This window comes from Clostridium sp. AWRP (assembly GCF_004006395.2).
GTDB lineage: Bacteria > Bacillota > Clostridia > Clostridiales > Clostridiaceae > Clostridium_B.
On record NZ_CP029758.2, the window covers coordinates 861,657 to 887,276 of the forward strand.

Consider the following 25,620-nt stretch of genomic DNA (forward strand, 5'->3'; position numbering starts at 1 on the left):
AATTTTCATTAGAAATATGGAAAGTATACTATTTAAGAAATATGAAAATTTGCATTATAGAAATATAGAAAAAATTTTAGTAGAAACTTTTACAAAAAAGATTTAGAAAATAAGGAGAAAATTTATGTTTAAATCAGGATTTATTACAATAATAGGAAGACCTAATGTGGGAAAATCAACGCTTTTGAATAATATAATGGGGGAAAAGTTGTCTATTGTATCTTGTAGACCTCAGACTACTAGAAACAGTATACAGACTATTCTAACAGAGGATGATTTTCAGTTGGTTTTTGTAGACACACCAGGTATACATAAGCCCAAACATAAGCTTGGGGACTATATGGTTAAAGCTGCTGAAGATTCCATCAAAGATGTAGATTTGGTGCTTTTTTTAACTACTCCTGAATTAGAGACAGGCAAAGGGGATTTGTATATTTTAGAAGAACTTAAAAAATGTAACGTACCTGTGTTTTTAGTTTTAAATAAAATAGATGAAAATCCAGAACAGAGAGTGGCAGAAACTTTAAAAAATTATTCAGCTATATTTGATTTTGCCGAGGTAATACCTATATCTGCATTGAAGAAAAAGAATGTGGAAGAATTAATAGAACTTATGGTAAAGTATATGCCTGAAGGACCTAAATATTATCCGGATGATATGATTACGGATAAACAGGAAAAGTTTATAGTGTCTGAGATAATTAGGGAAAAGGCACTTAGGCTTCTTTCAAAAGAAGTTCCACATGGAATAGCAGTAGAGATAGACTCAATGAAAAAAGACTCAAAGGAAATTTACAATATAGAAGCTACATTACTCTGTGAAAAAGATTCCCATAAGGGTATAATTATAGGTAAAAATGGTGCTATGTTGAAGAAAATTTCAACTTATGCGAGGAAAGATATTGAAAAATTTTTAGATACTAGGGTCTATTTAAAGGTATGGGTTAAAGTTAAGAAAGAATGGAGAGATAGTGATAGATTGTTAAAAGAATTAGGATATAAATAGTATGGGAATTTATTTTAAAATAAGGACATAATATAATTAGAACTGTAGTGGGGGATGATTTTCTGAACATATTCAAAACTAGAGCTGTCATAATTAAAACTCAAGATATAAAAGAGTCAGATAAACTGGTATGGCTTTTTACTGAAAAATTAGGCAAAATAGCAACTATAGCTAGAGGATCAAAAAGTAGTAAAAACTCTCTATTTTCTACTACACTTCAGTTTTGTTATGGAGATTACGTAGTCTATAAAGGTAAGAACTTGTATGTAATAAATGAAAGTAGTTTAATAGATTCATTTCAAGATTTATTAAATGATTTAAATGATTTAACTTATGCTTCTTATTTTTGTGAACTTACGGATATAGCAATGAATGACGGTGAAACTAGCAGTGAATTATTTAGATATCTGGTTACTTCTTTTTATCTTGTAAGAAGTCATGGAGTTGATGTAGAAACTTTAGCCAGAGCATTTGAACTAAAAATTTTACAGATTACAGGATATGGTCTTAATTTTGACTATTGTGCTCTATGTAGGAAGAAAATTGCATCTTTTGATTATTTAAATCTTCAGTATTTGGGCGGTGTCTGCAGTGAATGTGAAAAAATAAATGGTATACCTATAAAATATGCTACTTCGAGTGCCCTCAAATATTTGTCTAAAATTCCTTTAGAAAATGTATATAAGGTTGTATTATCAGAAGATGTAAAAAAGGAACTATATAAAATTTTAACATTAATTATTTCTCAAAACTATTTTAGAAAACCTAAAAGTTTAGACGTTTTGAATTGCCTTCAAAGTTTTGAAAAAAATAAAAATTGAAAAGGAGAGAAAATTATGAGTGAAATAACATTAGAAAAAATTGATATTATAAGAGAGAGAACTGGGGTAACTTACGCCGAAGCAAAGGAAGCTTTAGAAAATTGTGAAGGAAATGTAGTTGATGCACTTATATATATAGAAGAAACTGAAAAATCAAATAAAGATAGTATGTATACTACAAAAGACGAATTTCTTGATTGGTTAAAAGATTTGGTTAGAAAGGGAAATGTAACTAGGATAAAAATAAGAAGAGAGGATAGAACTGTACTTGATATTCCAGTAAATGCAGGTATTGCAGCTACATTAACAGCACTTGTATGGCCTCCACTTATAGCTATAGGAATATTGACTGCTGTGTTTACAAAACTCAGCATAGAAATAATAAAAGATGATGGAAGTGTAGAAGTAGTAGATAAAATAATAAAAAGTGGAGTAAAGAGCACTGTAGATGATGTAAAAGATAAAGTTTTTAATGCAGCATCTTCTGTAAAAGATAAATTTACTAATAAAAACGAGGATGAAGATAAAAACACATACAAGTATACTGTAAAATTTGATGACATTGATGAGGATGAAAAAGGATATGGAGAAAATGAGGAAAAAAGTAATGATAAACAATAAATTTTATTATTAAGTTGTATTTAAAAGATATTTTGTGTTCAACTCATATACAATTTAAAATATATTGACAATTTTGAATAAAACAAAGAAGAGTATATTATTAATTTGTATATATGTGGTATAATAGCTTTAAGAATACAGTTATGGACTGTAAATTCCTCTTAGTAAATATTTTTACAATTAATTGGTTTACTATGAAGAGAGAGGGTGGACATCATAAAATTATCACCAAGGCAAGAAAAAATAATAGAATTAGTAAAAGAACATGCACCAATAACAAGTGAACAGCTTGCGTCTAAGTTGAATGTCACAAGGGCAGCTTTAAGACCTGATTTAGCTATACTTACAATGACAGGCATATTAGAGGCAAAACCAAAGGTTGGATATATATATTCTCAAAAACCTTCTTACAGTTTATTATATGATTATATAATGGAGATAAAAGTAAAAGATATAATGTCAAAACCAGTAATGGTAGATGAAAATACTACTGTGTATGATGCAATACTATACTTGTTTTTAAATGATGTAGGAACTTTATTTATAGAAAACAATGGTGTTTTAATAGGAGCTGTTTCTAGAAAAGATTTTATAAAAATAGCTATGGGCAGTACAGATATGCACAAAATACCTGTAGGTGTAATAATGACAAGAATGCCCAATATAGTATGTGTGCAGAAGGATGATCCTGCATATTTAGCAGCTCAAAAAATAATGGAGCATGAAGTAGATAGTCTTCCAGTAGTAGAAAAATCTTATGATAAATCTAAAAACGAAACATTTAAAATTATAGGAAAAGTATCCAAAACCAACATAACAAGACTTTTTGTAAAGATAGGAGAAAGTAAATAAACCGATTATTCAGGTAAATCCTGTTAATATACAAAAATGTTAAAAACTTTATAAGGGAGATGTTTGTATGAATGCTAAGAAATACGTTTATCTTTTCAATGAAGGAAATGCTGGCATGAGAAATTTACTTGGAGGCAAGGGAGCTAATCTTGCAGAAATGACCAATCTTGGTATACCTGTTCCTGGGGGATTTACTATATCCACAGAAGCATGTACCAAATATTATGAAGATGGTAAATCTATATCACAGCAAGTTATAGATCAAATTTATGATGCACTTAAAAATGTGGAAGAGACAACAGGAAAAAAATTTGGAAGTATAGATAATCCACTGTTAGTTTCAGTAAGGTCAGGAGCCAGAGTTTCTATGCCAGGAATGATGGATACTATATTAAATTTGGGATTAAATGATGATACTGTAATAAGACTTAAAAAGCTGACAGGAAATGAAAGATTTGCGTATGATTCTTATAGAAGGTTTATTCAAATGTTTTCAGATGTAGTTATGGGAATTGAAAAGAGAGAATTTGAAGATGTACTGGATGATGTAAAAAATGCTAAAGGTGTAAAATACGATACAGATTTAGATGCATCAGATTTAAAGAATATAATTCAGAAATTTAAGGATATTTATAAAAAAGAAGTAAATGAAGACTTTCCTCAAGATCCTAAGGAACAATTAATTCAGTCAGTTACTGCAGTGTTCAGATCTTGGGAAAATCCTAGAGCAATAATTTATAGAAGGCTAAATGATATATCAGGTGATTGGGGAACTGCAGTAAATGTTCAATCAATGGTATTTGGAAATATGGGAGAGACTTCAGGAACAGGAGTTGCATTTACTAGAAATCCATCTACAGGAGAAAAGTCCATATTTGGTGAATATCTCATAAATGCTCAAGGAGAGGATGTAGTTGCAGGAATAAGAACACCTCAACCTATAACAAAGCTAAAAGAAGACCTTCCAGAGTGTTATTCTCAATTTATGAGTATAGCGAATAAACTTGAAAATCATTATAAAGATATGCAGGATATGGAGTTTACTATAGAGCAGGGGAAATTATATTTCCTTCAGACAAGAAACGGTAAGAGAACAGCTCAAGCTGCACTTAGAATAGCAGTAAATATGGTAGATGAAGGTCTCATCACTAAAGAAGAGGCTATACTTAAAGTTGAACCTAAACAGCTTGACACACTATTGCATCCAAACTTTGATAGTGATGAATTGAAACGGGCAACTGTGATAGCAAATGGACTCCCTGCATCACCAGGAGCAGCTTGTGGTAAAATATATTTTACAGCAGATGATGCTAAGAAACATCATGATCAAGGTGAAAAGGTAATACTTGTAAGGCTAGAGACTTCCCCAGAAGACATAGAAGGAATGGCGGCTTCTGAAGGAATACTTACAGTTAGAGGAGGTATGACATCTCATGCAGCTGTTGTAGCAAGAGGTATGGGAACGTGCTGTGTAGCTGGATGTGGGGATCTTGTTGTAAGTGAAAAGGAAAAGCTTTTCAAAAGATTAGATAAGGTTTATAAAGAAGGGGATTACATATCTTTAGATGGAAGTACTGGAAATGTATATGGAGAGCCTATAAAGACTGTAGCACCAGAAATATCAGGAGATTTTGGAATCTTCATGGGATGGGCTGATAGTATAAGGAAGTTGGGAGTTAGAACAAATGCAGATACACCAAGAGATGCAAATCAGGCTATTAGTTTTGGTGCCGAAGGAATAGGACTTTGTCGAACAGAGCATATGTTCTTTGATGAAGATAGAATACCGGAAATGAGAGAAATGATAGTTTCAAAAACAGAAGATCAGAGGAGAAAGGCTTTAAATAAATTACTACCAAGACAAAAGAAAGATTTTATTGGAATGTATGAGGCAATGGAAGGAAAACCTGTTACAATTAGATTTTTGGATCCACCACTTCATGAATTTCTACCTACTGAAACTGATGATGTAGAGTCTTTAGCTAATGAAATGGGAGTAAGTTTTCAAGAGTTAAAAGATACTATAGATTCTCTACATGAATTTAATCCTATGATGGGACATAGAGGATGTAGGCTTACTGTTTCATATCCAGAAATAGCTGAAATGCAAACAAGGGCTATTATAGAAGCAGCTATAGATGTTAAGAAGAGAAAAGGGTATGATATAGTTCCAGAAATTATGATACCTCTTGTAGGAGAAATAAAAGAATTAAAATATGTTAAAGACGTAGTTGTAAGGGTAGCAGATGAAATAATACAAAAAGAGGGAATCAATTTAAAATATGAAGTAGGAACTATGATAGAAATTCCAAGAGCGGCTATTACAGCTGATGAAATAGCTAAAGAAGCTGAGTTCTTCTCATTTGGAACTAATGATTTAACTCAAATGACTTTTGGATTTTCAAGAGATGATGCAGGTAAATTTTTAAATGATTACTATGATAAAAAAGTATATGAGTTTGATCCATTCCAGAAGTTAGATCAAGTTGGAGTAGGAAAACTTGTAGAGACTGCTGTAAAATTAGGTAAAAAGACTAGACCTGACATTCATCTTGGAATATGTGGAGAACATGGAGGAGATCCATCTTCTGTAGAATTTTTCCACAATGTAGGACTTGATTATGTATCTTGTTCACCATTTAGGGTACCTGTGGCAAGACTTGCTGCAGCTCAAGCTCAAATAAAAAATCCAAGAAAGTAATTAAAAGTATAGTAATAGCTTAAAAAACCTTATAAAATGGTAATTGAAGCTATCTGTACTATGGCATTGTAACTTAATCTCACCATTGATTTTAAGTACAATGCCATATTTTTGTTAAAAATTAAAATTATTAGTGCTTCAAGCATTTTAATAAATCATAGTGTACAGAAATATCATTCCTATATTCATCAATAAAAATACGATATAGTATTCTGTCATTAATTAGAGTTTGTACAAATATGCCGTTCGAATAAATGTCATACTGTTCGTCTTCAAATTCAAATATCTCTTTATTAGCTTTTGTAGCTTCAATCATAGTTCTGTCAAAGATTTTAATTTTTTGAAAAAACATTTCTTCACAACTAATTACCATAATATACTCTCCTTTGTATTATTCAACATTTAATATATTCATCTTTTTATATTCTATTGTTATATAGAATTAGCTAGCTTGGGCTTAAATCCATTTTTAATCCAATAGTTTTTATTATATTGTAAAAGAACTTGCTTGTCATAATTGCTTTTCATTGCAACATTGTAGAAAAATTTTTGACTGTTTATACTATCTTTGCCTCTTCTATCGATTCGGGTATAAGATCCATCCATATTTAAAATTCTGGTTTTTATTGTATCCGATAAGGAAACAGCTAAAATTTCTTTTACTTTAGTTATTGCATCTTCATCTTCAACTGGGAATAACAATTCTACTCTTCTATCTAAATTTCTATTCATCCAATCTGCGCTGGAAAGATAAATTGTTTCATCTCCATCATTATAAAAATAATAAATGCGGCTGTGTTCTAAAAATCTTCCTACAATACTTTTTACAGATATATTTTCACTTATTCCTGGAATACCTGGTCTTAGACAGCAAATTCCACGTACAATTAAATTGATTTTTACTCCTGCACTTGAAGCTTTGTATAAAGCCTTAATAATTTTGGTATCTACTAAAGAATTCATTTTTGCAATGATTTTGGCAGGTTTACCCATGCTTGCATTTTCTGTTTCTTGAGATATCATATATAGAAATCGTTCCCTTAAATTTAAAGGTGCTAAGCTTAATTTGTATAGGTCAGTTGGGTGAGAGTGACCAGATAACATATTAAATATAGTGGAAGCATCTGAACCTATGTAAGGATTTGTGGTAAATAATCCTAAATCTGTATATAATTTAGCTGTAACATCATTGTAATTACCTGTACCTAAATGAACATAACGTTTAATTTCGTCACTTTCTTTACGAACAACAAGTAATATTTTACAATGAGTTTTAAGTCCAACCAATCCATAAATTACATGACAGCCTGCTTTTTCTAGACGTTTTGCCCAGAGAATGTTATTTTCCTCATCAAACCTTGCTTTTAATTCAACTAAAACTGTAACTTGTTTACCTTGTTCGGCGGCATTAATTAGAGATTCTATGATAGGGGAATTCCCACTTACACGGTATAAAGTTTGTTTTATTGCTAACACATTTGGATCTACAGCTGCTTGTTTTACTAAATTAATAATTGGATCAAAAGATTCATAAGGATGGTGTAATAAAATATCTTTTTTCGAAATTGCCTTAAAAATATCATTGGTTTTCAAATATTCAGGTGCAATTTGAGGTTCCATGGGATCATAAGTTAGATGACTATATCCTAATTTTTCAGTAAGTTTCGATAAGAAAGTTAAATCGATAGGACCGCTGATTTTATATTCTTGATCTTTTGAAATTTCTAGTTCCTTTTCAAGAATATGAAGCAGCCTTTTATCTATACCAATTTCAAATTCTAGTCTTACTTCATTTCCCCATTTACGCTGCTTTAGCGATTCTTCAATAGCTTCTAATAAGTCTTCTGCTCCCTCTTCATCTAAGGTTAAATCAGCATTACGTGTAATACGATAACAGCTTGAAGTTATGATTTTATGATTACTAAATAGAGAACATAAGTTCATCTTAATGATGTCCTCTAGAAAGATAAAAGCTTTTCCAACATTGGAAGGGATCTCAATAATCCTTTCTAATACAGATGGAACCTGTATGGTAGCAAAAGTGTATTCATTAATGCCCTCACTTTTTTTTAGTAATACTGCAATATTTAAACTGCGATTTAAAATTAATGGAAATGGCCTGCTATTATCAACTACCATAGGTGTTAATACGGGATAAATGTTTTTTAAATAATAATCTTCAACATATTCATGTTGTTGTTTATTAAGATTTTTAGCTTTAAAAAAGCATATATTTTGTTTCTTTAAAGCTAATTTCAAAGATCGATTATAACAATTTAATTGTTCATAAACTAATTTATGAACATGTATAGATATTTTATTCATTTGCTCTATTGGAGTCAATCCAGAAGCATCTGGCTTATTGAATCCAGCAGAAATCTGATCTGATAAGGAACCTACACGAATCATAAAAAATTCATCTAAATTAGAACTTACAATGGATTCAAATTTTAATCTTTCAAAAAGTGGATTACTGGTATCCTGAGCTTCTTCTAGAACTCTTTTATTGAATTCTATCCAACTTAATTCCCTATTTATGAAATTTTTAGGCAAATTGAAAATATTCATTTTCTCTTCCTTTCTTTCTCAAATTATATTATAGGTTTTATTCCTAATACTTCTTCGAAAAAATCTGAATTATGCATAAAATTCCATCCTTCTAAAATAATATCTTCTTTAGAATTTAAATTAGAATAAATTGATTTTCTTCATAAAGCTTTCCTGTCATAATAAATGTACATTTATTATGACAATTTCTACACTTCGTTTCTCTAATTATAGTATACTTTTAGGACTTGTTGTCGAAACTTTACATTTCTTAAACATACTTAACCTATAATTAACACTATACTAAAAAATTATTATGTTCTAGCGTAGTTAAGTTGTTGCAAATATTTTAGTTATTCAATAAAATTAGAGATAATGGTATTCTGTGTTTCTTGTTATAGGCGAATGTATAGTTTTCTAGATGCGTAAGAAAAGGAGAGAAAAATGAAGCGAATAGCTATTATTGATATAGGCTCAAACTCAATAAGATTGGTACTTGTGCAGATTAATGAAGATAATTGTTTCAGCATAATAGATGAAGTAAAAGAAACTGTACGTCTTGGAAAAGATATGACTATTTACGAAGAGTTAAATCCTTTAAAAATTGAAAAGGCCATAAAAACATTATCATTTTTTAAATGTTTATGTGAAGCACAAGGCATTACAGAAATTATAGCAGTAGCTACAGAGGCAGTGCGTAAAGCATCAAATCAATTAAAGTTTATAAATAGGGTTAAATCAGAATTAGGTATTGAAATAAGGGTATTATCAGGTACATCAGAGGCCTATTATGATTATTTTGGAAATATAAATACCATTGATATTTCTAATGCACTTTTAATGGATATTGGAGGAAGTAGTGCAGAACTTATTTGGGTGGAAAACAGAAAACTTAAGCATTCTATTAGTTTGCCTTTTGGTGCAATAAATTTGACAGAAAGATTTTATTTAAATGAAACTATAGATGAAAAAACAGAAAAGGATTTGAAAAAATTCATACTTTCTTTTTATAAAGAAGTGACATGGTTAAGAAAAATAGGAAATATTCCTTTAATTGGGATAGGAGGAACGTTTCGAAATATAGCAAAGATAAGTCGAAAAAAGAATGATTATCCTATGGATAACCTTCATAATTATCAAATTACATTAGAAGACGTGATGGATATATACAACATGGTTAAATTAAAGGATTGTGCAGAACGAAAAAAAATAAAAGGATTATCGAAAAATAGAGCAGATATATTTTTAGGTGCTGTTGGTGCTGTAGTTACTTTGTTTGATTTTTTAGAATTAAATGAACTTTATGTAAGTGGATGTGGAGTTAGAGAAGGAATTATTTATGAATATATTTTGAAAAGTAAAATACCTATAGTGAATATTTTAGATTTTTCAATAAACAATTATATGCTTAATTATGAAATGAATTTAAAGCATGCCAAGCAAGTATGGAAACTTACTGAATCTTTATATAATGACCTTAAATCAATATTAAATATAAATGATGATTGCTATAAAATTTTAAAAACTGCTGCCCTTCTTCACGATTGTGGAGTACGTATAAGCTATTATAATCACCATGCTCATTCTTTTTATATGATTTTAAACTCCAAAATAAATGGTTTATCGCATAAAGAACAGCTTATGGCTGCATATATAGCCGCCCTTCATAGGAAAAAGGATTTTAAAATAAATTTAGAAAAATATAAAAAAGTAGTAAATGAAAAGGATGTTGAAGTTATTGAAAAACTAGCTATTTTAGTACGAATTTGCGAGAGTTTAGATGGTGGCGTAAATAGCAATGTAAGCAGTATATCCTGTGATATAGAATCTGATACTGTAATCATGAGTATTGAATCCAAAACAGATCCATTTTTAGAAATAAATCAGGCATTAGAGTGTGCTCCGTCTTTTGAAAAAATTTTTAGTAAAAAGTTAATTATTAAAGTTAATTGATTTTTAAATAAAAATTTCATACTATTAAATAATAATAGTATGAAATTTTTTTTCTACGTATTTCCCCAAACTTATAATAAATTTAAGCTGATTAATATTATTAGAACACTTTTTTAGTAAATAGTAAAAAGAATTATGATTACATTTTGATATGTTTTTGTAATAATCTCTAGATATTTTCCAAAATTTTTGAGGAAAAGCTAAATAAGATATTATATATTTATAATCATCCAATGTTAATGGCAAAGTTTTTTCGTATAAATTTAAACATTCTAATGTTATATCTAGCTGCCAATTAGTAGAATTTCGCTTTAGAAATCTTCTTAAGAAATAGGAGATATCATGGGCACAATAGTCTGTGCTGCATTTATCAAAATCTATTATCCAAATTTTATTGTTATCATCAAATATTATATTTTTATTTACGTAATCTAGATGGCATAGGCAGGTATTTAAATTATCATAGTTTATAGAAGAAGATATTCTAGTGGACATTTGTGATAGCATAAGGTTGATTTCAAAATATTGTAGAAACAATTGTGAGAATTTATCTTTATATTTAACTGCTAAATTTGAGCAGTTTAACAGTTGCTTAAAATGTTTTTCAAAGGATATATATGTTTTTTCAAAATTAATTCTTTCAATACTACCTTTAATGGGGGTGAAGTTTTTGCTTACTTTATGCATTTTAGCTAAATTAGAGATGGACGCTAAAAGATGATCTTTAATGTTATAATTGCATTTAGTACCCGTTATCCAGGGAGTAAGCATAAAAAGCATATCGTTATATTTTACATATCGACCTCCATAAATTGTAGGCAATATTCTAGGAACTCTAATGTTATTTCTAAAAAGCCATTCTATGGCAGAATATACAAAAAGTAAATTTGCCTCATCGAAATATACTTTCTTTAAACAGTAATTTTTATTTAGATGACTTATTTTATATACTGCCCTCTGTTTATCTGTATTTTTAAATTTGATTCTATCTATAGATGCATTATTCATATTGTAATAGGGAAGTACATATTTTTTTACAGTTTTTTCAGATAACAAATCCATACAAAAACTCCTCAAAAGTTGTTCCTCTATAATAATATTAAGATACTTTTTATAATATACATTATTCTTAAAAAAAGAAATTTCACAAAATACAATATAACAAATTTCCCATATAGAGAAGAATAATTTTTACTAGTATGTGGGTAAAATAGAAATAAATATATAGCATTTACAGTAAAGTTACAGAATTATATTATATATTATATATTTATAAGTAAAATTGTGCAGTTTTAAAATTAAAAATTTTTTTTATTGAAGGATATTTAATTTTTGTAAAGAATATATATAGTATATTCCTTATTTGAGAAAAAAAATATTTATTTTTGAAGAAGGAATATAGTAATTTATGTCGAATATATTTATTCTTGAACATAATAATTTAAGATAGGTGGGGATTCGTTAGTGATATCGGAAGATGTCATTCAAAAAATAAAAGATGCAAGTGATATAGTAGATATCATATCTGAAAGTGTAAAGTTAAAAAGGGCAGGTAAAAATTATTTAGGATTATGTCCTTTTCATCAAGAAAAGACCCCATCTTTTAGTGTATCTGTGGATAAGCAAATATATAAATGTTTCGGTTGTGGTGAGGCAGGGAATGTAATAACGTTTGTTATGAAACTGAAAAAGTTAACTTTTCCCGAAGCATTGAAGATTTTGGCTGATCGAGCAAATATAGATCTGGATGAAAATGGTGATAAAAACAGTAATAGAAAAAATACTTATGAAAAACTTTATAGACTAAACATAGAAGCTGCCAGATATTTTTATAATTGTTTAAATAAAAATAAAATAGCTAAATCCTACATGTTAAATAGAGGAATAACAGAAAAAACCATGAATAAATTTGGCATTGGATATTCTGTTGACAGTTGGAATGATATGTTGATTTTCTTAAAGAAAAAAGGATTTACTGAACTGGATATGCTATCAGATGGACTTATAATTAAAAGTAAAAAGGGAAATTACTATGACAGATTTAGAAACAGAATAATTTTTCCCGTATTTGATTTTAGGGGAAAAGTTATAGGATTTGGAGGTAGAGTATTAGATGATTCTAAACCCAAATATTTAAATTCTCCAGAAACTCATCTATTTAAAAAAGGTATTAATCTCTATGGATTAAATTTTGCCATAAAAAATAATACTTCTAGAATGTTTATAATTGTGGAAGGGTACATGGACTGTATATCTCTTCATCAGTATGGTATAACTAATGCAGTGGCTTCTCTAGGTACAGCTCTTACTATAAATCAGGCAAAACTTATGGCTAGGTATGTTGATAAAGTTATAATATCTTATGATGCAGATGCAGCAGGTCAAATAGCTACGATTAGAGGCCTAGATATACTAAAGAGTGTAGGATTGGAAATAAGGGTTTTAGTAGTGCCACAAGGAAAAGATCCTGATGAATTTATTAGAAATAATGGAAGAGATGCTTTTTTAGAACTTGTAGATAAAGCTCTTCCCCTTATAGAGTATAGAATTCAAAGTATAAAAAATAACATGAATTTTAATAATTCTGAAGATACTATAAAGTATGTAGAAAAAGCACTAAAAATATTGTCTCAATTAGATCCTATAGAAAGAGAAATATATATAAAAAAGATATCGGAAGAAACGGGAATAAGAGATCAAGTACTATATGATATGTTGAATGATAATATTCAAAAAAATGTAAAAAAAAATGAAAAAGTGAATATAGATGATGCTTTTGGACAAAAATTATATTTAGAGCCAGCATATTTAAAGGCTGAGAGGGCTCTTTTGAAACTTATTTTAGAAAATGAAGAAGTGTTTAAATATGCGTTAGATAAAATAGAAGTTGATAATATTATATTAGAAAGTCATAAAAAAATATATAGTTATATAGTGGAAAATGTGAAATATGATATAGAAAAAAGAAAAAAAATTATAGAGTTAAATTGCCATGATGTAGATACTTCTAAAGAATGGGTTAACATTATGGAAACTAAAATAGAATATGACAACAGCAATTATAAAGATATGATAGATAATTATATAGATAAAATAGAAAGACATAGATTGGAAAAATCCAAGGAGCACATTATAAATAGAATAAAAGAATGTGAAGCTCAGGGAAATTTGAATGAATCTCTAAAACTGGCACAAGAATTAATTAAAATACAAAAAAGGATTGGTGAAATGCAGTAATGGTAAAAGGAGGCAATAAAATGAAAAGTAAGAGTGCAAAGCTACAGCTAGTTAAAAAAATCATAGAAAAAGGTAAAAAAAATGGCACCTTAACTTATAAAGAAATAATGGACGAATTAGAAGAGGTGGACTTAAGTCCTGAGCAAATAGAAAAAATATATGAAGCCCTTGAATCCATGGGAATAGAAGTAACTGGTGATGAACATGAAACAGAATCAAATGAGAAAACTTTAGATTTATCGGTTCCTGATGGAATTGCAATAGATGATCCTGTAAGAATGTATTTAAAAGAAATAGGAAAAGTACCACTGCTTTTACCAGAAGAAGAAATATCCCTTGCAAAAAGAATAGAAGAGGGAGACCTAATTGCCAAGAAAAAGTTAGCAGAAGCTAATTTGAGATTAGTAGTTAGTATAGCTAAAAGATATGTAGGTAGAGGAATGCTTTTCTTAGATTTAATTCAAGAAGGAAATCTTGGACTTATAAAGGCAGTAGAAAAGTTTGACTACAGAAAGGGATATAAATTTAGTACCTATGCTACATGGTGGATAAGGCAGGCAATTACAAGGGCAATAGCAGATCAGGCAAGAACAATAAGAATACCTGTTCATATGGTAGAAACCATAAATAAACTTGTAAGAGTTTCAAGACAGTTGCTTCAAGAACTTGGAAGAGAACCTCATCCAGAAGAAGTAGCTCAAATAATGGAGATGCCTGTAGATAAAGTAAGAGAGATTATGAAAATAGCACAGGAACCTGTATCTCTTGAAACCCCTATTGGAGAAGAGGAAGACAGTCACCTTGGAGACTTTATACCAGATGATGAGGCACCAGCACCTGCGGAGGCAGCAGCTTTTACGATGCTTAAGGAACAGCTTATAAATGTATTAGATACATTAACTCCAAGGGAAGAAAAAGTTTTAAGACTTAGGTTTGGGTTAGATGACGGAAGAGCTAGAACTCTAGAAGAGGTTGGAAAAGAGTTTAATGTAACTAGAGAGAGAATAAGGCAGATAGAGGCTAAGGCTCTTAGAAAGCTAAGGCATCCAAGTAGAAGTAAAAAATTGAAAGATTATTTAGATTAAGGCACCCTTTCCAAGGTGCTTTTACTTGTCTGGAAAACTAATTTGCAAACTTTCAAATAGGAGTAGAATATCAATGAATCTTACTTAATGGGAAAAGCAGATATCCCAAATCTTTGAGTTGGTGATAGTTGCTTTCTCTTTAGAGTTTTGTTTCTCACACTAATTTTAGATGAATTATCTAGGGGCGTAGCTACTGTTATTTTCCAATTTGATAGAAGTGGGAAATAACAGTAGCTAGCTATCAGATAACTTTATGATATAATGTTTAATAAAGAAGGTGAGCAAATATGAAAACTACTTATAAATCTGCAAAAGGAGTAGGAGTATGGGCTATAGCAGGCATAACAGCTATATACAATGTATTTATGATAGTTCTTATAAATTTTATAAATTCCTATGAAATATTTAATCTTTTTAAACTAGCATTTATAGCTGTAAATACGTACCAAATTTATTATATTATAATTTGTGGAACTTTAAAATACTCTATTGATGAAGAAAATTTGTATATAACCAGTATGTTTAAATTTAAGAATGAAAAAATTCCTTTTGAAGATATAAGAATGTATCAAAAATCTAATGGATACATTAAAGGAGTAAAACTATCAGGATATGGAAAAAATAAATTTGCCATAGGAAGGTCGTTTATTCATAAAGTAGGTAGAACATATATGTTTGTTACTTCAACTAAAAATGTTATATACTTAAAGACGGATGATATAACTTATGGAATATCACCGGAAAACTTTCAAGAATTTGAATTAAAAATGAAAGAAAGACGTATAGAAAATTTACAGTGGGAAAATAAATTAAATAGGGGTGTTGAATTAAGAAAAGAACCAAAATTTTTTGTACCATTTATAATTGCAGCAATTACAGTCCTAATGATTACATTAAATCCTATAATCATGTATCTTTATGGAAACTTACCGGATAGAATGCCTTTAAGCTTTAATCCCAATTTTATAGCTGTAGAATTTGGAACAGGAAAGCAGTTTGCATTTAAACAAATGACATATGGACTTTTGAATATGGGGCTGCTGTTTTGTATGTATTATGCTGCATATATTTTTTCTAAATATGATAAAAAAGTTTTTTATAAGTTTATATATACTGCGTTAGTGGTAGCAGCATTTTTTTTAATTATGCAGATAAGAATACTTTGTACATTTAGATAAGACATTTGAAAGAAAATAAGCTAGTAGTGACTAGTTGTTTATTTTAAAATGCCTAATATTATTTTGGAATGGAGAATTATATGGAAATTAGTTTAAGGCTTAAAACTGTATCAAGTATGGTAGATAATTGTGAATGTGCAGCGGATATAGGTACAGATCACGGATATGTTCCTATTTATCTAGTAGAAAGTAAAGTGTGCAAAAGGGCTATAGCTTCAGACATAAATAAAGGTCCTGTAGAAAAAGCCAAATTTAATATAAAACTTCATGGATTGGAAAATAAAATAGATGTAAGACTTGGTAGTGGACTTGCTCCTATAAAGCCTGGAGAAGCTCAGCATGTGATAATTGCAGGTATGGGAGGTAATCTTATAAGGGATATAATTATTGCAGGTATGGAGGTATTTAAAAAGTCAGACGCTCTAATACTTCAACCTATGAGAAATTCTGAAGTTCTTAGAGAATATATATACAAAAGTGGTTTTAAAATAATAGATGAAGAATTATGTATTGACGAAAACAGATTTTATGAGATAATAAAAGTAAGATATGATAGTGAAAAACAAGAAGTAGATAGTATATTCTATGAAGTGGGAAAGGCTTTGATAGATAAAAAGCATAAGCTTCTTTTAAAATTTATAAAAAGTAAGATTCAATCCTATAATAAAATAATTTTAAATATAAAAGACAATACGGAGCTAGCGAGAAGTAGAAAAGAAGATTTATGTAATAAAATAAAGAAGCTGCAGGAGTTGATAGAATGTATTTAAGAGTACAGGATGTACATGATATATTGGAAAAAAGAGCACCTTCCATACTTAAAGAAAGCTATGATAATGTAGGACTTATGGTAGGAAATATGAAATGCGAAGTAAGATCTATACTTGTGGCTTTAGATTGTACACTAGAAGTAGTAGAAGAAGCTTTAAGGAATGATTGTAATCTTATATTTACCCATCATCCACTACTTTTTAAAAGACCATATACCATAACTACTGATACTCTAATAGGAAAAAAAATAATAGAGTTAATAAGAAACAATATAAATGTATATTCAAGTCATACTAATCTTGATTCTGTAAAAGGTGGAATAAATGATATTATTATGGAAAAGCTTGGACTTATCAATCATAAGGTTATTGAGCCTTCTAGAATTAAGAATTATGGTGAAAATGATTGTGGTATAGGAAGAATTGCAAGCCTTACCGAACCTATGACTTTGGCTAGGTTTTGTAATGAGGTAAAGAAACGTTTGAATATCTCTTCGGTTAGATATTCAGGGAATGAACTTAAAATTATAAATAAGGTAGCCCTTATAAATGGAAGTGGTCAGGATTATTTTGATGCAGCTAAAGTATTAGGTGCAGATTGTGTTATTACAGGTGATACTACTTATCATTATGTAAGTGATTTTCAAGAACAAGGTATAGCTGTAATTGATGCAGGACATTTCGGAACAGAATGGCCTGCTATGGAAATTGTAGCTAATTTTCTAAGAAATGAAATAAAAGTAAGAGGATTTGAGAATAATGTAATTTTGTCAAAAGTAAATAAAAGTCCGTATAAATATAAGTAGAAATGAAAATTAGATTCATTTCTACTTTTTTTAAAATAAATATGGAAAGTATTTCACAGTGTGGTTCCATTTACTCTAGAATTATATTTAAAAAATTTATTTAAATTAATGGGAGGAAGATATGATAGATTTACTTATTGAAATTCAGAAAAATATGGGGATTATAAAGAAGAATAAGAAAGATATAAAAGAAGATTTAAATGTTAGCTTGTTGAAAGAGATGAAAAAAGAATTTGATGCAGAAAAGCTAAATTACAAAAATATAGAAAATGAATTTAGAAAGATAAAAGAGAATATAAAAGAACTAGAAGAAAAAATAAGTAAGCTAAAAGGGGATATAAAGATAGATGAGAATAAGTTATATGGAGACATGAAGTATGACTTAAAGTTTATGGAAACACTGGAGAAGTCTATTAAGTTGAAAGAAAATGATATAAAGAAACTGGAAGAAGATAGTTTAAATCTTATGTATGAAGAAGAGAATACATCAAAAGAAAGGTCTAAAAGTAGAAAAAAGTTAATGGATTTAAAAGAAAAATTTTATAATTGTAAGGAAAGTAGCAGTGAAAACAGAGTTAGAGCTAAAGAGAATATAGTTAAGGCAGAAGGTAATATTAAGGCATTTGAGCAACGTATTCCTAAAAAACTTTTGGATGAGTTCAATGAACTATGTTCTATTAAGGGAACAGGAGCTGCTGTAATTTCAAAAGGAGTCTGTTCTGGGTGTAAAATGAAGGTATCTGCTGTTACTGTAGATGATATTAAAAAAAATAAGCATATAGTTTATTGCGATAATTGCGGTAGAATAGTACATTATAACCATTCAAATGCCTAAGTTACATTAAAAAATTAAAATTTTTGTTGTAATATTTTATTAGTTATGATATTATGTAATTCGTAAGTAAGTCAGACAATCGCTGCTGTAGAAATACAGGAGAGGAAAGTCCGGGCTTCATAGGGCAGGGTGCTGGGTAACACCCAGTCAGGGTGACCTGAAGGAAAGTGCAACAGAAATATACCGCCGAAATTTTATTTCGGTAAGGTTGGAAAGGCGAGGTAAGAGCTCACCAGCGCATTGGTGACTTTGCGGCTATGTAAACCCCATCTGAAGCAAGATCGAATAGGAAAGCATATAAAAGCGGCCCGCTTTGCTTTCGGGTAGTATCGCTTGAGCCCACTGGTAACAATGGGCCTAGATAGATGATTGTCTAATACAGAACTCGGCTTATAGATTTGCTTACCCACTAGAAAACACTAGGCTTGTGCCTGGTGCTTTTTTATTTTGCCATACTCTTGCCATACTATTAGCCATCAATCAATTTTGAAATGCTATCCGTAGCCTGCTTTTGCATTTTTTTATTTACATGGGAATATATATTTGCGGTAGTAGAAATGCCTTTAGGATTATTATCAATGGTTAATTTAGGAAACAAGAAAAGGGAGATATGTACAATATACCTCCCTTAACATACAACTTTTATTACTAAGCATTATAGATTCTTTGTTAAACCAGTTCTTTCATTAAAGGCCTCAATGTATTTATCAAGTTCTGGTCCCATTTGGTGCAGCTTACCCCAATAATTATCATAATCATACCATTGTGCGTTTAATTCTTCTAAATCATATTGCTGTTGCTCAATCCATGTATAGTATTTAAGATTATGAATACGCTTTTTACTTTGATATGTTAATTCTTCCATACTATCAGTTCTAACGCCTAAAATATTTCTATTATGATCTATAGCACCATCAACAACTTCATAATCTCTTCCTCTTTCAGCACTCATTTCTTGTAGTCTCGATTGATACATTTCTGCTGAATCAGTAAGAACGGTTATTACCATATCATTTTCATTTAATTCATAATATTTTGCAAATTTTATACATGAAAGTATATTTGCTGCACCTGATATGCCAACCCATGAAAGCTTTTTAATTACATCTTCTTTAACTCCTGCAGACCTTAGATATTCTTGTCCAGCAGGTTCATTAAATAGACGGAACATAGCTAAACTATCATTATCATCTATTGCAATGACCATGTCTGTATTTCTTATATTATGAATCCATGGTACATGTTTGTCTCCAATACCTTCAATTCTGTGTTCGCCAAAACCATTGTTAAGCAGAGTAGGACATTGTAATGCCTCACCAACTGCAAATTTAGCGTTTGGATACTGATCCTTTAAATAGTCTGCACTGCCTAAAGTTCCAGCTGATCCAGATGTTAAACATACGCCAGCAAGTTTTCCTTTTTCACCAGCTTCAGCTTTAATAACTGATTCCATGGCACTGCCAGTAACTTCATAATGCCATAAATGATTACCAAGTTCACCAAACTGATTAAATATAACAACATTATCTCTTGTTCTTCTTAGTTCCCATGTTTTATCATAGATTTCTTTTACGTTACTTTCAGAACCAGGGGTAGCAATAACTTCTCCAGCTACTTTTTTAAGCCAATCAAAACGCTCTTTACTCATATTTTCCGGTAAGATAGCGATTGAACTGCAACCTAGTAATGCTGAGTTATAAGCTCCCCCACGGCAGAAGTTACCAGTTGAAGGCCATACTGCCTGATGGTAAGTAGGATCAAATTGACCAGTTACTAAACGTGGAACTAGACAAGCAAAGCTTGCCCCAACTTTGTGAGCTCCTGTTGGAAAGAACTTTCCTGCCATAGCAAAAATTCTAGCTTTAACACCAGAAATTTCAGGAGGAATTTCAATGTAGTTTGGTAATTTGTTGTACAAACCACCTTTTGCTACAGGCTCATTATACCAGGAAATTCTAAATAAATTAATGGGATCTATATCCCACAATCCTGTTTCTTTTAATCTAGCTTTAATTTTTGCAGGCACCTTGCTGGAATCTTTCATTTGTGCTAGTGTTGGAATAATGATGTTTTTTTCTTTGGCACTAGCTGCTGTTTTTTTCAATTGTTCTTCATTGATTGTTAAATCGATCAATTTATGCATCCTTTTTACCTCCTATTTATACAAGTTAAAATTAGACTAACTAGTTAGTCAACATATTCTATTCTTTAGTATATAATATTTCTTATTATATGTCAAAAATAACCATAGAAATTCATTGATAAAATTTAATAGTATAATCGATAAATTTTTTAGAGGCATTAGAAAGATATTGATTTTTGTTATAGGCAATAGAAACTCCTCGTTTTGGCATAGGACAAATTAGTTTGTAAAAGCGAAGATTTTCTGCATTTGGCGAATATTTAACTAACGTATCTGAAATAAAAACAGCTCCAAGACCTTTTGAAGCAAATTCAAATGAAGTCATCTGTTGGTTAAATGACATTTTTACAAAAGGTGTAATTTGATAATAATTAAAAATTGCTTCAGTTCTTCTAAAAATTTCATTGGTTGGTTCTAATAAGAGAAATGGAAGATCTTTTAGCTCATATAAGTCAACTGCAGATTGACTATCAAAAAGATGCTCATTGTTTTTTATTTGAGCAGAGGTCATGCCATATTTAAAAATTTTTTTACTTATTTTAATGCTTGTAGGAATAGCAAGTAAAATCTGATTACTAAATAAAGGTATGGAAGAAAAAACATCTTCTTCAAACCAGTCAGTATCTAAAATCAAGTCGATGGCACCATCTGCAAGCATATTTTTTAAGATAGGGAGTGAAGCTTCTTTTGCTGCAATTTTAATTCCAGGGTATTTTTTAGAAAATTCTACAATAAGTTCAGGAAGCAAATATGTCATAGAAATTATAGCTCCGCCGATTATAATTTTCCCTACTTTTAATTCATTTAATTCCTGAAAATAATCAGTACATTCTTTTTCCATATCCATAATTTTTTCAACCTTTTCAATATACATTTGTCCGGCATCTGTTAATTTAAGAGGCAATTTTCCCCTTTCGAATAAAGGTTGTCCAAGTTGGTGTTCCAATTTACGGATTGCAATGCTTAAGGCAGGCTGTGTTATATATAAATTTTCTGCTGCCCTGGAGAAGCTGCCAGACCTATATACTTCGTAAACATAATTCATATTTTTAAACAAATTTTTCACCTCTATATAAATTTAATTTATATGATAAGTAAAATATATAAATTTGATTATATATTAAAAAGTTGGTAATATCAATATTGTATGAATTTATGGGGAGGTTAGAAATGATTACATATATTATAGTATGCCCACTAGTTTTTATTGCGGGCTTTGTAGATGCAATTGCAGGGGGAGGAGGACTTATATCACTTCCGGCATATATGATTTCAGGTATTCCGGTTCATTTTGCTATTGGTACAAATAAAATGAGTTCTTGTATGGGGACAATTATAGCTACATGTCGCTATGCTAAAAATGGATATATAAAGTTGAAACTGGGAATTTGTAGTGCAGTTTGTGCTTTGATTGGGTCACCGCTTGGGGCTCTTATTTCCTTAAGAATAGAAGACTTCTATTTCAAAATTTTAATGTTATTCATTTTGCCTGTAACAGCATTTTATGTTTTGCATAAGCATAATTTTGAAGATAATAAACAGGAAGCATCAATTAATTATAAAACTTACATAATATGTATGCTAATTGCATTTTTTTTAGGGATATATGATGGGTTTTATGGCCCAGGAACAGGAACATTTTTACTTCTATTATTGACGAGCATTGCAAATTTGAAAATGAATACTTCTGCAGGAATTACAAAAGCTATAAATCTATCATCAAATATAGCTAGTCTAGTAACATTTATTATAAATGCAAAAGTATTTTTAGTTTTGGGTTTGGTCGCAGGCTTATTTAGTATTGCTGGAAATTACATTGGCTCTGGTTATTTTACAAAAAGCGGATCAAAAATAGTACGTCCTGTAATTATAATTGTACTTACGATTTTTTTTATTAAAATATTAGTTGAGGTATTATCCATAAAATTATAATATCAATTATGCAACTACGATAAGTAATCTGACCTGATGTTGCAGTGGGTAAATGATGTTAGTAAAGAAGATTATTAATATGTATTTGGGAGTGTGAAATATATGGACGAATTAGAAAAAAGAAAAATAGAATTACGAAATCATAAAGGAAAGATGGTTAGACACTTCAAAAATAAAAATTACTTAATATTAGATTTTGCAACACATACTGAGACAGAAGAAGAATTAGTTATATATAAAGCTCTTTACGGTAACTGTGGTGTATTCGCAAGACCAATAGACATGTTTGTTAGTGAAGTAGATCATGAAAAGTATCCTGAAATAAGCCAAAAATGGAGATTTGAATTAATTAAATAGAAAAGGATTTTCATTCCTCCAATTTTATTTAGTTTTAACTTAGTATGGTCACTTTAGTATAAATACTTTTTAAAATTATGAATAAATGTAATTTATATTTATTAAAAGTGAAGAAGTTGTTGCAATTTTATTAAATATGTATTAGTATATAATAAAATTAATAATTCAGATGAAGATAGTGGGAGAGTTATGGCTTTTGCCATTCACCGAAGAAGTAAATCTTTCAGGTACCTATTTAATTATAGAGATGACCGCTATTAGATGAATCCTTGGAGAGACTCTTATTGAGCACCGAAGGAGAAAGTCGCAGGGCGAAACTCTCAGGTAAAAGGACAGGGGAAAGGTAACATATCTTATAAAAAGTAATACATAATCAATTACTTCATTTGGATCTTATCTATTCCCATTTGTATCTCCAATCACAAAATATTTATATAGGAAAAGGCATTTTTAGTACATGCTTTTTAGCTAAGGTGGAGGGATAAAATGGATCAATTAACATCAGAAAATCAAAATTTATCAAGAGGACTAAAAAACCGTCATGTCCAATTACTTGCAATTGGAGGTGCAATTGGTACTGGATTATTTCTTGGTTCAGGCAGGTCTATTCACTTGGCTGGTCCATCTATTTTATTTGCATATACTATAACAGGAATTATTTTATTTTTTGTAATGCGTGCCCTTGGTGAATTATTGCTTTCTAATTTAAACTACCATTCTTTTGTAGAGTTTGTGTACGATTATTTAGGAGAAGAAGCAGCATTCATTACTGGATGGACATACTGGTTCTGCTGGATTTCACTTGCTATGGCCGATGTAGCTGCCACTGGACTTTATGTACAATACTGGATTCCGAATATACCTAGATGGGTGCCAAGCCTTATAGTTCTTGTAGTTTTACTAATTATGAACCTTACTGCAGTAAAATTGTTTGGTGAAATGGAATTCTGGTTTGCATTAATTAAAGTTGTTGCCATTTTGGCGCTTATTATAGTTGGTACATTTATGATTATTAAAGGATTTTCTACAAATGCTGGTGCATCTAGTTTTTCAAACCTTTGGAGACACGGCGGTTGGTTACCGAATGGGGTAAATGGTTTTATACTTTCATTTCAAATGGTTGTATTTGCTTTCACTGGAATTGAATTGGTTGGTTTAACAGCTGGTGAAACTGAAAATCCAGAACATGTTATTCCAAGGGCTATTAATAACATTCCAATTAGAATTATTATTTTCTATGTAGGAGCACTTGCTGTTATTATGGGAATATATCCATGGAATTCAATCAATCCAGCTAAAAGTCCATTTGTACAGGTATTTGCTTCAGTTGGAATTGCAGCAGCGGCAAGCATTGTAAATTTTGTTGTACTAACGTCAGCTGCATCTGCTTGTAACAGTGGTATTTTCAGTACAAGCCGTATGGTTTACTCTCTTGCTAAAGAAAATAATGCACCTGAGTCAATGAAAAAGTTAACTTCTAATCATATACCTTGTAATGCTGCAATATTTTCTGCAGCCATTATCTTAATTGCAGTTATTTTAAATTATATTATGCCAGGTGAAGTATTTGTACTAATTACAAGTATATCAACATTTTGCTACATATATATCTGGGCAATTATAGTTATCTGTCACATGAAATATCGTAAAACTAAACCTGAACTTGCTGCCAAGAACAAATTTAAAATGCCACTTTATCCAATCATGAACTATATAATTCTAGCATTCTTTGCTTTTGTTATAGTTACATTAACACTTAATAATGAAACTCGTGTAGCTCTATTTGTAACACCTGTATGGTTTATAATGCTTGGGGTGATTTACAGGATATTTAAATCAAAAAAGAAAACTGAAGAAGAGACCAAAAGAAATTTAGCATAGGTTAACAGTAAAGAAATTTATTTCTAAATGTTATGAATTTAAATTTTTCAGATTTGTAAATTTGGTCAACCCTCTAATTAGTTTAAACAAATGTGTGTTTAATTGTAGTGATAGATTCTTAGAGTAGAAAGTAGGAATTTGCTATGATATAATGACATAGAGGTGAATGTAAGATGGATGATGAGGTGAAAGTCCCAAACCATATATATCAAATGTCTACAATAAATGCACTTGTTTCGGGACTATATGATGGATGTGTTTCATTATCTAAACTTCTTAAAAAAGGAAACTTTGGTATAGGTACTTTTAAAGGTCTAGATGGTGAACTAACTCTCTTAAATGGAACTTTTTATAGAACCAAACCTGATGGCAGTGTATATGTATGTTCCCAAAACGTATCTGTTCCTTTTGCTGTAGTCACTGAATTGGAAAATTATAATACTTATAATATTCAAAATTGTACTTCTTATGAAGATATAAGAAAAGAATTGGACAGCTTTATAGAAAGCAAAAATATATTTTATGCTTTCTATATGGAGGGTAAATTTAATTATGTAAAAACACGTACTGTTGTAAAACAGAATGTGCCCTATAAGCCTATGGCTGAAGTTGTTAAAGATCAGCCTATGTTTGAATATAATGATGTTTATGGATATGTGGTTGGATTTAGATGTCCAGATTATGTTGAAGGTCTTAATGTCCCTGGATATCATTTTCATTTCATAAATAAAGATAAGAAATTTGGTGGACATATAAGCGAATTTTCTATTGAAAGTGCAAAGGCTTATGTACAGAACTGTTCCTGCTTTAGAATGGAGCTTCCTAAAAATGAAAGTTTCTATAATATGGAAGTGCAAGATAGAAATGATGAGATAACAAGTGTTGAAAAATAAAG

22 protein-coding genes, 1 other RNA gene and 1 riboswitch are annotated in these 25,620 nt (G+C 30.0%); of the genes, 17 read left to right on the forward strand and 6 right to left on the reverse strand.

Annotated elements, in window-relative coordinates:
* Window positions 1-124: 124 nt before the first annotated feature.
* From era to ppdK, 5 genes are all read left to right on the forward strand, one after another.
* Entirely contained in the window at window positions 125-1,006 is an 882-nt protein-coding gene (gene era / locus DMR38_RS03870) for a GTPase Era (RefSeq protein WP_127720077.1), read from the forward strand.
* Between the two features lie 47 nt (window positions 1,007-1,053).
* Complete coding sequence (gene recO / locus DMR38_RS03875) at window positions 1,054-1,827, forward strand: DNA repair protein RecO (RefSeq protein ID WP_127720078.1); 774 nt, start codon at window positions 1,054-1,056, stop codon at window positions 1,825-1,827.
* Window positions 1,828-1,842: 15 nt separating this feature from the next.
* Window positions 1,843-2,448: a DUF4342 domain-containing protein gene (locus DMR38_RS03880; protein ID WP_127720079.1), complete on the forward strand. Its 606-nt coding sequence runs from the start codon at window positions 1,843-1,845 to the stop codon at window positions 2,446-2,448.
* 207 nt (window positions 2,449-2,655) lie between these two features.
* Window positions 2,656-3,300, forward strand: a complete 645-nt coding sequence (locus tag DMR38_RS03885) for a helix-turn-helix transcriptional regulator (RefSeq protein ID WP_013237478.1) — start codon at window positions 2,656-2,658, stop codon at window positions 3,298-3,300.
* 67 nt (window positions 3,301-3,367) lie between these two features.
* Window positions 3,368-6,001, forward strand: a complete 2,634-nt coding sequence (ppdK, locus tag DMR38_RS03890) for a pyruvate, phosphate dikinase (RefSeq protein WP_127720080.1) — start codon at window positions 3,368-3,370, stop codon at window positions 5,999-6,001.
* A gap of 130 nt (window positions 6,002-6,131) precedes the next feature.
* Here ppdK and DMR38_RS03895 read toward each other — a convergent pair whose 3' ends face one another.
* Both DMR38_RS03895 and DMR38_RS03900 read right to left on the reverse strand, forming a co-directional pair.
* Window positions 6,132-6,374 carry a hypothetical protein gene (locus DMR38_RS03895; protein WP_127720081.1) on the reverse strand — a complete coding sequence of 81 codons (243 nt, stop codon included), beginning with the start codon at window positions 6,372-6,374 and terminating at the stop codon, window positions 6,132-6,134.
* Between the two features lie 59 nt (window positions 6,375-6,433).
* Entirely contained in the window at window positions 6,434-8,569 is a 2,136-nt protein-coding gene (locus DMR38_RS03900; protein ID WP_127720082.1) for an RNA degradosome polyphosphate kinase, read from the reverse strand.
* A 423-nt stretch (window positions 8,570-8,992) separates the two neighbouring features.
* Here DMR38_RS03900 and ppx point away from each other — a divergent pair, with 423 nt between their 5' ends.
* Window positions 8,993-10,501 (forward strand): exopolyphosphatase, encoded by a 1,509-nt coding sequence (gene ppx / locus DMR38_RS03905; RefSeq protein WP_127720083.1) that lies wholly within the window; start codon window positions 8,993-8,995, stop codon window positions 10,499-10,501.
* Window positions 10,502-10,525: 24 nt separating this feature from the next.
* Here ppx and DMR38_RS03910 read toward each other — a convergent pair whose 3' ends face one another.
* Entirely contained in the window at window positions 10,526-11,563 is a 1,038-nt protein-coding gene (locus DMR38_RS03910) for a CotS family spore coat protein (protein WP_127720084.1), read from the reverse strand.
* A 402-nt stretch (window positions 11,564-11,965) separates the two neighbouring features.
* Here DMR38_RS03910 and dnaG point away from each other — a divergent pair, with 402 nt between their 5' ends.
* The 7 genes from dnaG to rnpB all read left to right on the forward strand — a co-directional run bounded on the left by dnaG (window position 11,966) and on the right by rnpB (window position 18,821).
* Window positions 11,966-13,738: a DNA primase gene (dnaG, locus tag DMR38_RS03915; RefSeq protein ID WP_127720085.1), complete on the forward strand. Its 1,773-nt coding sequence runs from the start codon at window positions 11,966-11,968 to the stop codon at window positions 13,736-13,738.
* Entirely contained in the window at window positions 13,738-14,823 is a 1,086-nt protein-coding gene (gene rpoD / locus DMR38_RS03920) for an RNA polymerase sigma factor RpoD (RefSeq protein ID WP_127720086.1), read from the forward strand. The genes dnaG and rpoD overlap by 1 nt, the downstream gene beginning before the upstream one ends.
* Window positions 14,824-15,110: 287 nt before the next feature.
* Window positions 15,111-16,001 (forward strand): PH domain-containing protein, encoded by an 891-nt coding sequence (locus tag DMR38_RS03925; protein ID WP_127720087.1) that lies wholly within the window; start codon window positions 15,111-15,113, stop codon window positions 15,999-16,001.
* An 80-nt stretch (window positions 16,002-16,081) separates the two neighbouring features.
* Window positions 16,082-16,771 carry a class I SAM-dependent methyltransferase gene (locus tag DMR38_RS03930; protein ID WP_127720088.1) on the forward strand — a complete coding sequence of 230 codons (690 nt, stop codon included), beginning with the start codon at window positions 16,082-16,084 and terminating at the stop codon, window positions 16,769-16,771.
* A complete protein-coding gene (locus tag DMR38_RS03935) occupies window positions 16,762-17,577 on the forward strand; it encodes a Nif3-like dinuclear metal center hexameric protein (RefSeq protein WP_127720089.1) in 816 nt (271 codons plus the stop codon). Before DMR38_RS03930 ends, DMR38_RS03935 begins: the two co-directional genes overlap by 10 nt.
* A 121-nt stretch (window positions 17,578-17,698) precedes the next feature.
* Window positions 17,699-18,412 (forward strand): C4-type zinc ribbon domain-containing protein, encoded by a 714-nt coding sequence (locus DMR38_RS03940; protein WP_127720090.1) that lies wholly within the window; start codon window positions 17,699-17,701, stop codon window positions 18,410-18,412.
* 63 nt (window positions 18,413-18,475) lie between these two features.
* Window positions 18,476-18,821, forward strand: an RNA gene (rnpB, locus tag DMR38_RS03945) — RNase P RNA component class A.
* Between the two features lie 60 nt (window positions 18,822-18,881).
* Here the strand turns inward: rnpB and DMR38_RS22480 are convergent.
* The 3 genes from DMR38_RS22480 to DMR38_RS03955 form a co-directional block, all read right to left on the reverse strand.
* Window positions 18,882-19,010 carry a hypothetical protein gene (locus DMR38_RS22480; RefSeq protein WP_279230803.1) on the reverse strand — a complete coding sequence of 43 codons (129 nt, stop codon included), beginning with the start codon at window positions 19,008-19,010 and terminating at the stop codon, window positions 18,882-18,884.
* A 57-nt stretch (window positions 19,011-19,067) separates the two neighbouring features.
* Complete coding sequence (locus DMR38_RS03950; RefSeq protein ID WP_127720091.1) at window positions 19,068-20,555, reverse strand: pyridoxal-phosphate dependent enzyme; 1,488 nt, start codon at window positions 20,553-20,555, stop codon at window positions 19,068-19,070.
* Window positions 20,556-20,667: 112 nt separating this feature from the next.
* A complete protein-coding gene (locus DMR38_RS03955; RefSeq protein ID WP_243124432.1) occupies window positions 20,668-21,600 on the reverse strand; it encodes a LysR family transcriptional regulator in 933 nt (310 codons plus the stop codon).
* A gap of 125 nt (window positions 21,601-21,725) precedes the next feature.
* Here DMR38_RS03955 and DMR38_RS03960 point away from each other — a divergent pair, with 125 nt between their 5' ends.
* The 4 genes from DMR38_RS03960 (at window position 21,726) to budA (ending at window position 25,618) form a co-directional block, all read left to right on the forward strand.
* A complete protein-coding gene (locus DMR38_RS03960; RefSeq protein WP_127720093.1) occupies window positions 21,726-22,487 on the forward strand; it encodes a TSUP family transporter in 762 nt (253 codons plus the stop codon).
* 102 nt (window positions 22,488-22,589) lie between these two features.
* Window positions 22,590-22,844, forward strand: a complete 255-nt coding sequence (locus DMR38_RS03965; RefSeq protein ID WP_347562539.1) for a DUF1653 domain-containing protein — start codon at window positions 22,590-22,592, stop codon at window positions 22,842-22,844.
* Between the two features lie 259 nt (window positions 22,845-23,103).
* Window positions 23,104-23,190: riboswitch (glycine riboswitch) on the forward strand.
* Between the two features lie 140 nt (window positions 23,191-23,330).
* Window positions 23,331-24,725, forward strand: a complete 1,395-nt coding sequence (locus tag DMR38_RS03970) for an amino acid permease (protein WP_127720094.1) — start codon at window positions 23,331-23,333, stop codon at window positions 24,723-24,725.
* Window positions 24,726-24,898: 173 nt separating this feature from the next.
* Window positions 24,899-25,618 carry an acetolactate decarboxylase gene (gene budA, locus DMR38_RS03975; RefSeq protein ID WP_127720095.1) on the forward strand — a complete coding sequence of 240 codons (720 nt, stop codon included), beginning with the start codon at window positions 24,899-24,901 and terminating at the stop codon, window positions 25,616-25,618.
* Window positions 25,619-25,620 lie beyond the last annotated feature (2 nt).

Bases quoted from the DNA above. Each gene is read 5' to 3' on its own strand.
- ppdK (WP_127720080.1), top strand. From the start codon at position 3,368: ATGAATGCTAAGAAATACGTTTATCTTTTCAATGAAGGAAATGCTGGC.
- rpoD (WP_127720086.1), top strand. From the start codon at position 13,738: ATGGTAAAAGGAGGCAATAAAATGAAAAGTAAGAGTGCAAAGCTACAG.
- DMR38_RS03940 (WP_127720090.1), top strand. From the start codon at position 17,699: ATGATAGATTTACTTATTGAAATTCAGAAAAATATGGGGATTATAAAG.
- DMR38_RS03880 (WP_127720079.1), top strand. From the start codon at position 1,843: ATGAGTGAAATAACATTAGAAAAAATTGATATTATAAGAGAGAGAACT.
- budA (WP_127720095.1), top strand. From the start codon at position 24,899: ATGGATGATGAGGTGAAAGTCCCAAACCATATATATCAAATGTCTACA.
- DMR38_RS03910 (WP_127720084.1), bottom strand. From the start codon at position 11,563: ATGGATTTGTTATCTGAAAAAACTGTAAAAAAATATGTACTTCCCTAT.
- DMR38_RS03970 (WP_127720094.1), top strand. From the start codon at position 23,331: ATGGATCAATTAACATCAGAAAATCAAAATTTATCAAGAGGACTAAAA.
- DMR38_RS03960 (WP_127720093.1), top strand. From the start codon at position 21,726: ATGATTACATATATTATAGTATGCCCACTAGTTTTTATTGCGGGCTTT.
- DMR38_RS03930 (WP_127720088.1), top strand. From the start codon at position 16,082: ATGGAAATTAGTTTAAGGCTTAAAACTGTATCAAGTATGGTAGATAAT.
- ppx (WP_127720083.1), top strand. From the start codon at position 8,993: ATGAAGCGAATAGCTATTATTGATATAGGCTCAAACTCAATAAGATTG.
- DMR38_RS03935 (WP_127720089.1), top strand. From the start codon at position 16,762: ATGTATTTAAGAGTACAGGATGTACATGATATATTGGAAAAAAGAGCA.
- DMR38_RS03955 (WP_243124432.1), bottom strand. From the start codon at position 21,600: ATGAATTATGTTTACGAAGTATATAGGTCTGGCAGCTTCTCCAGGGCA.
- DMR38_RS03965 (WP_347562539.1), top strand. From the start codon at position 22,590: ATGGACGAATTAGAAAAAAGAAAAATAGAATTACGAAATCATAAAGGA.
- era (WP_127720077.1), top strand. From the start codon at position 125: ATGTTTAAATCAGGATTTATTACAATAATAGGAAGACCTAATGTGGGA.
- DMR38_RS03895 (WP_127720081.1), bottom strand. From the start codon at position 6,374: ATGGTAATTAGTTGTGAAGAAATGTTTTTTCAAAAAATTAAAATCTTT.
- DMR38_RS03950 (WP_127720091.1), bottom strand. From the start codon at position 20,555: ATGCATAAATTGATCGATTTAACAATCAATGAAGAACAATTGAAAAAA.
- DMR38_RS03925 (WP_127720087.1), top strand. From the start codon at position 15,111: ATGAAAACTACTTATAAATCTGCAAAAGGAGTAGGAGTATGGGCTATA.
- DMR38_RS03900 (WP_127720082.1), bottom strand. From the start codon at position 8,569: ATGAATATTTTCAATTTGCCTAAAAATTTCATAAATAGGGAATTAAGT.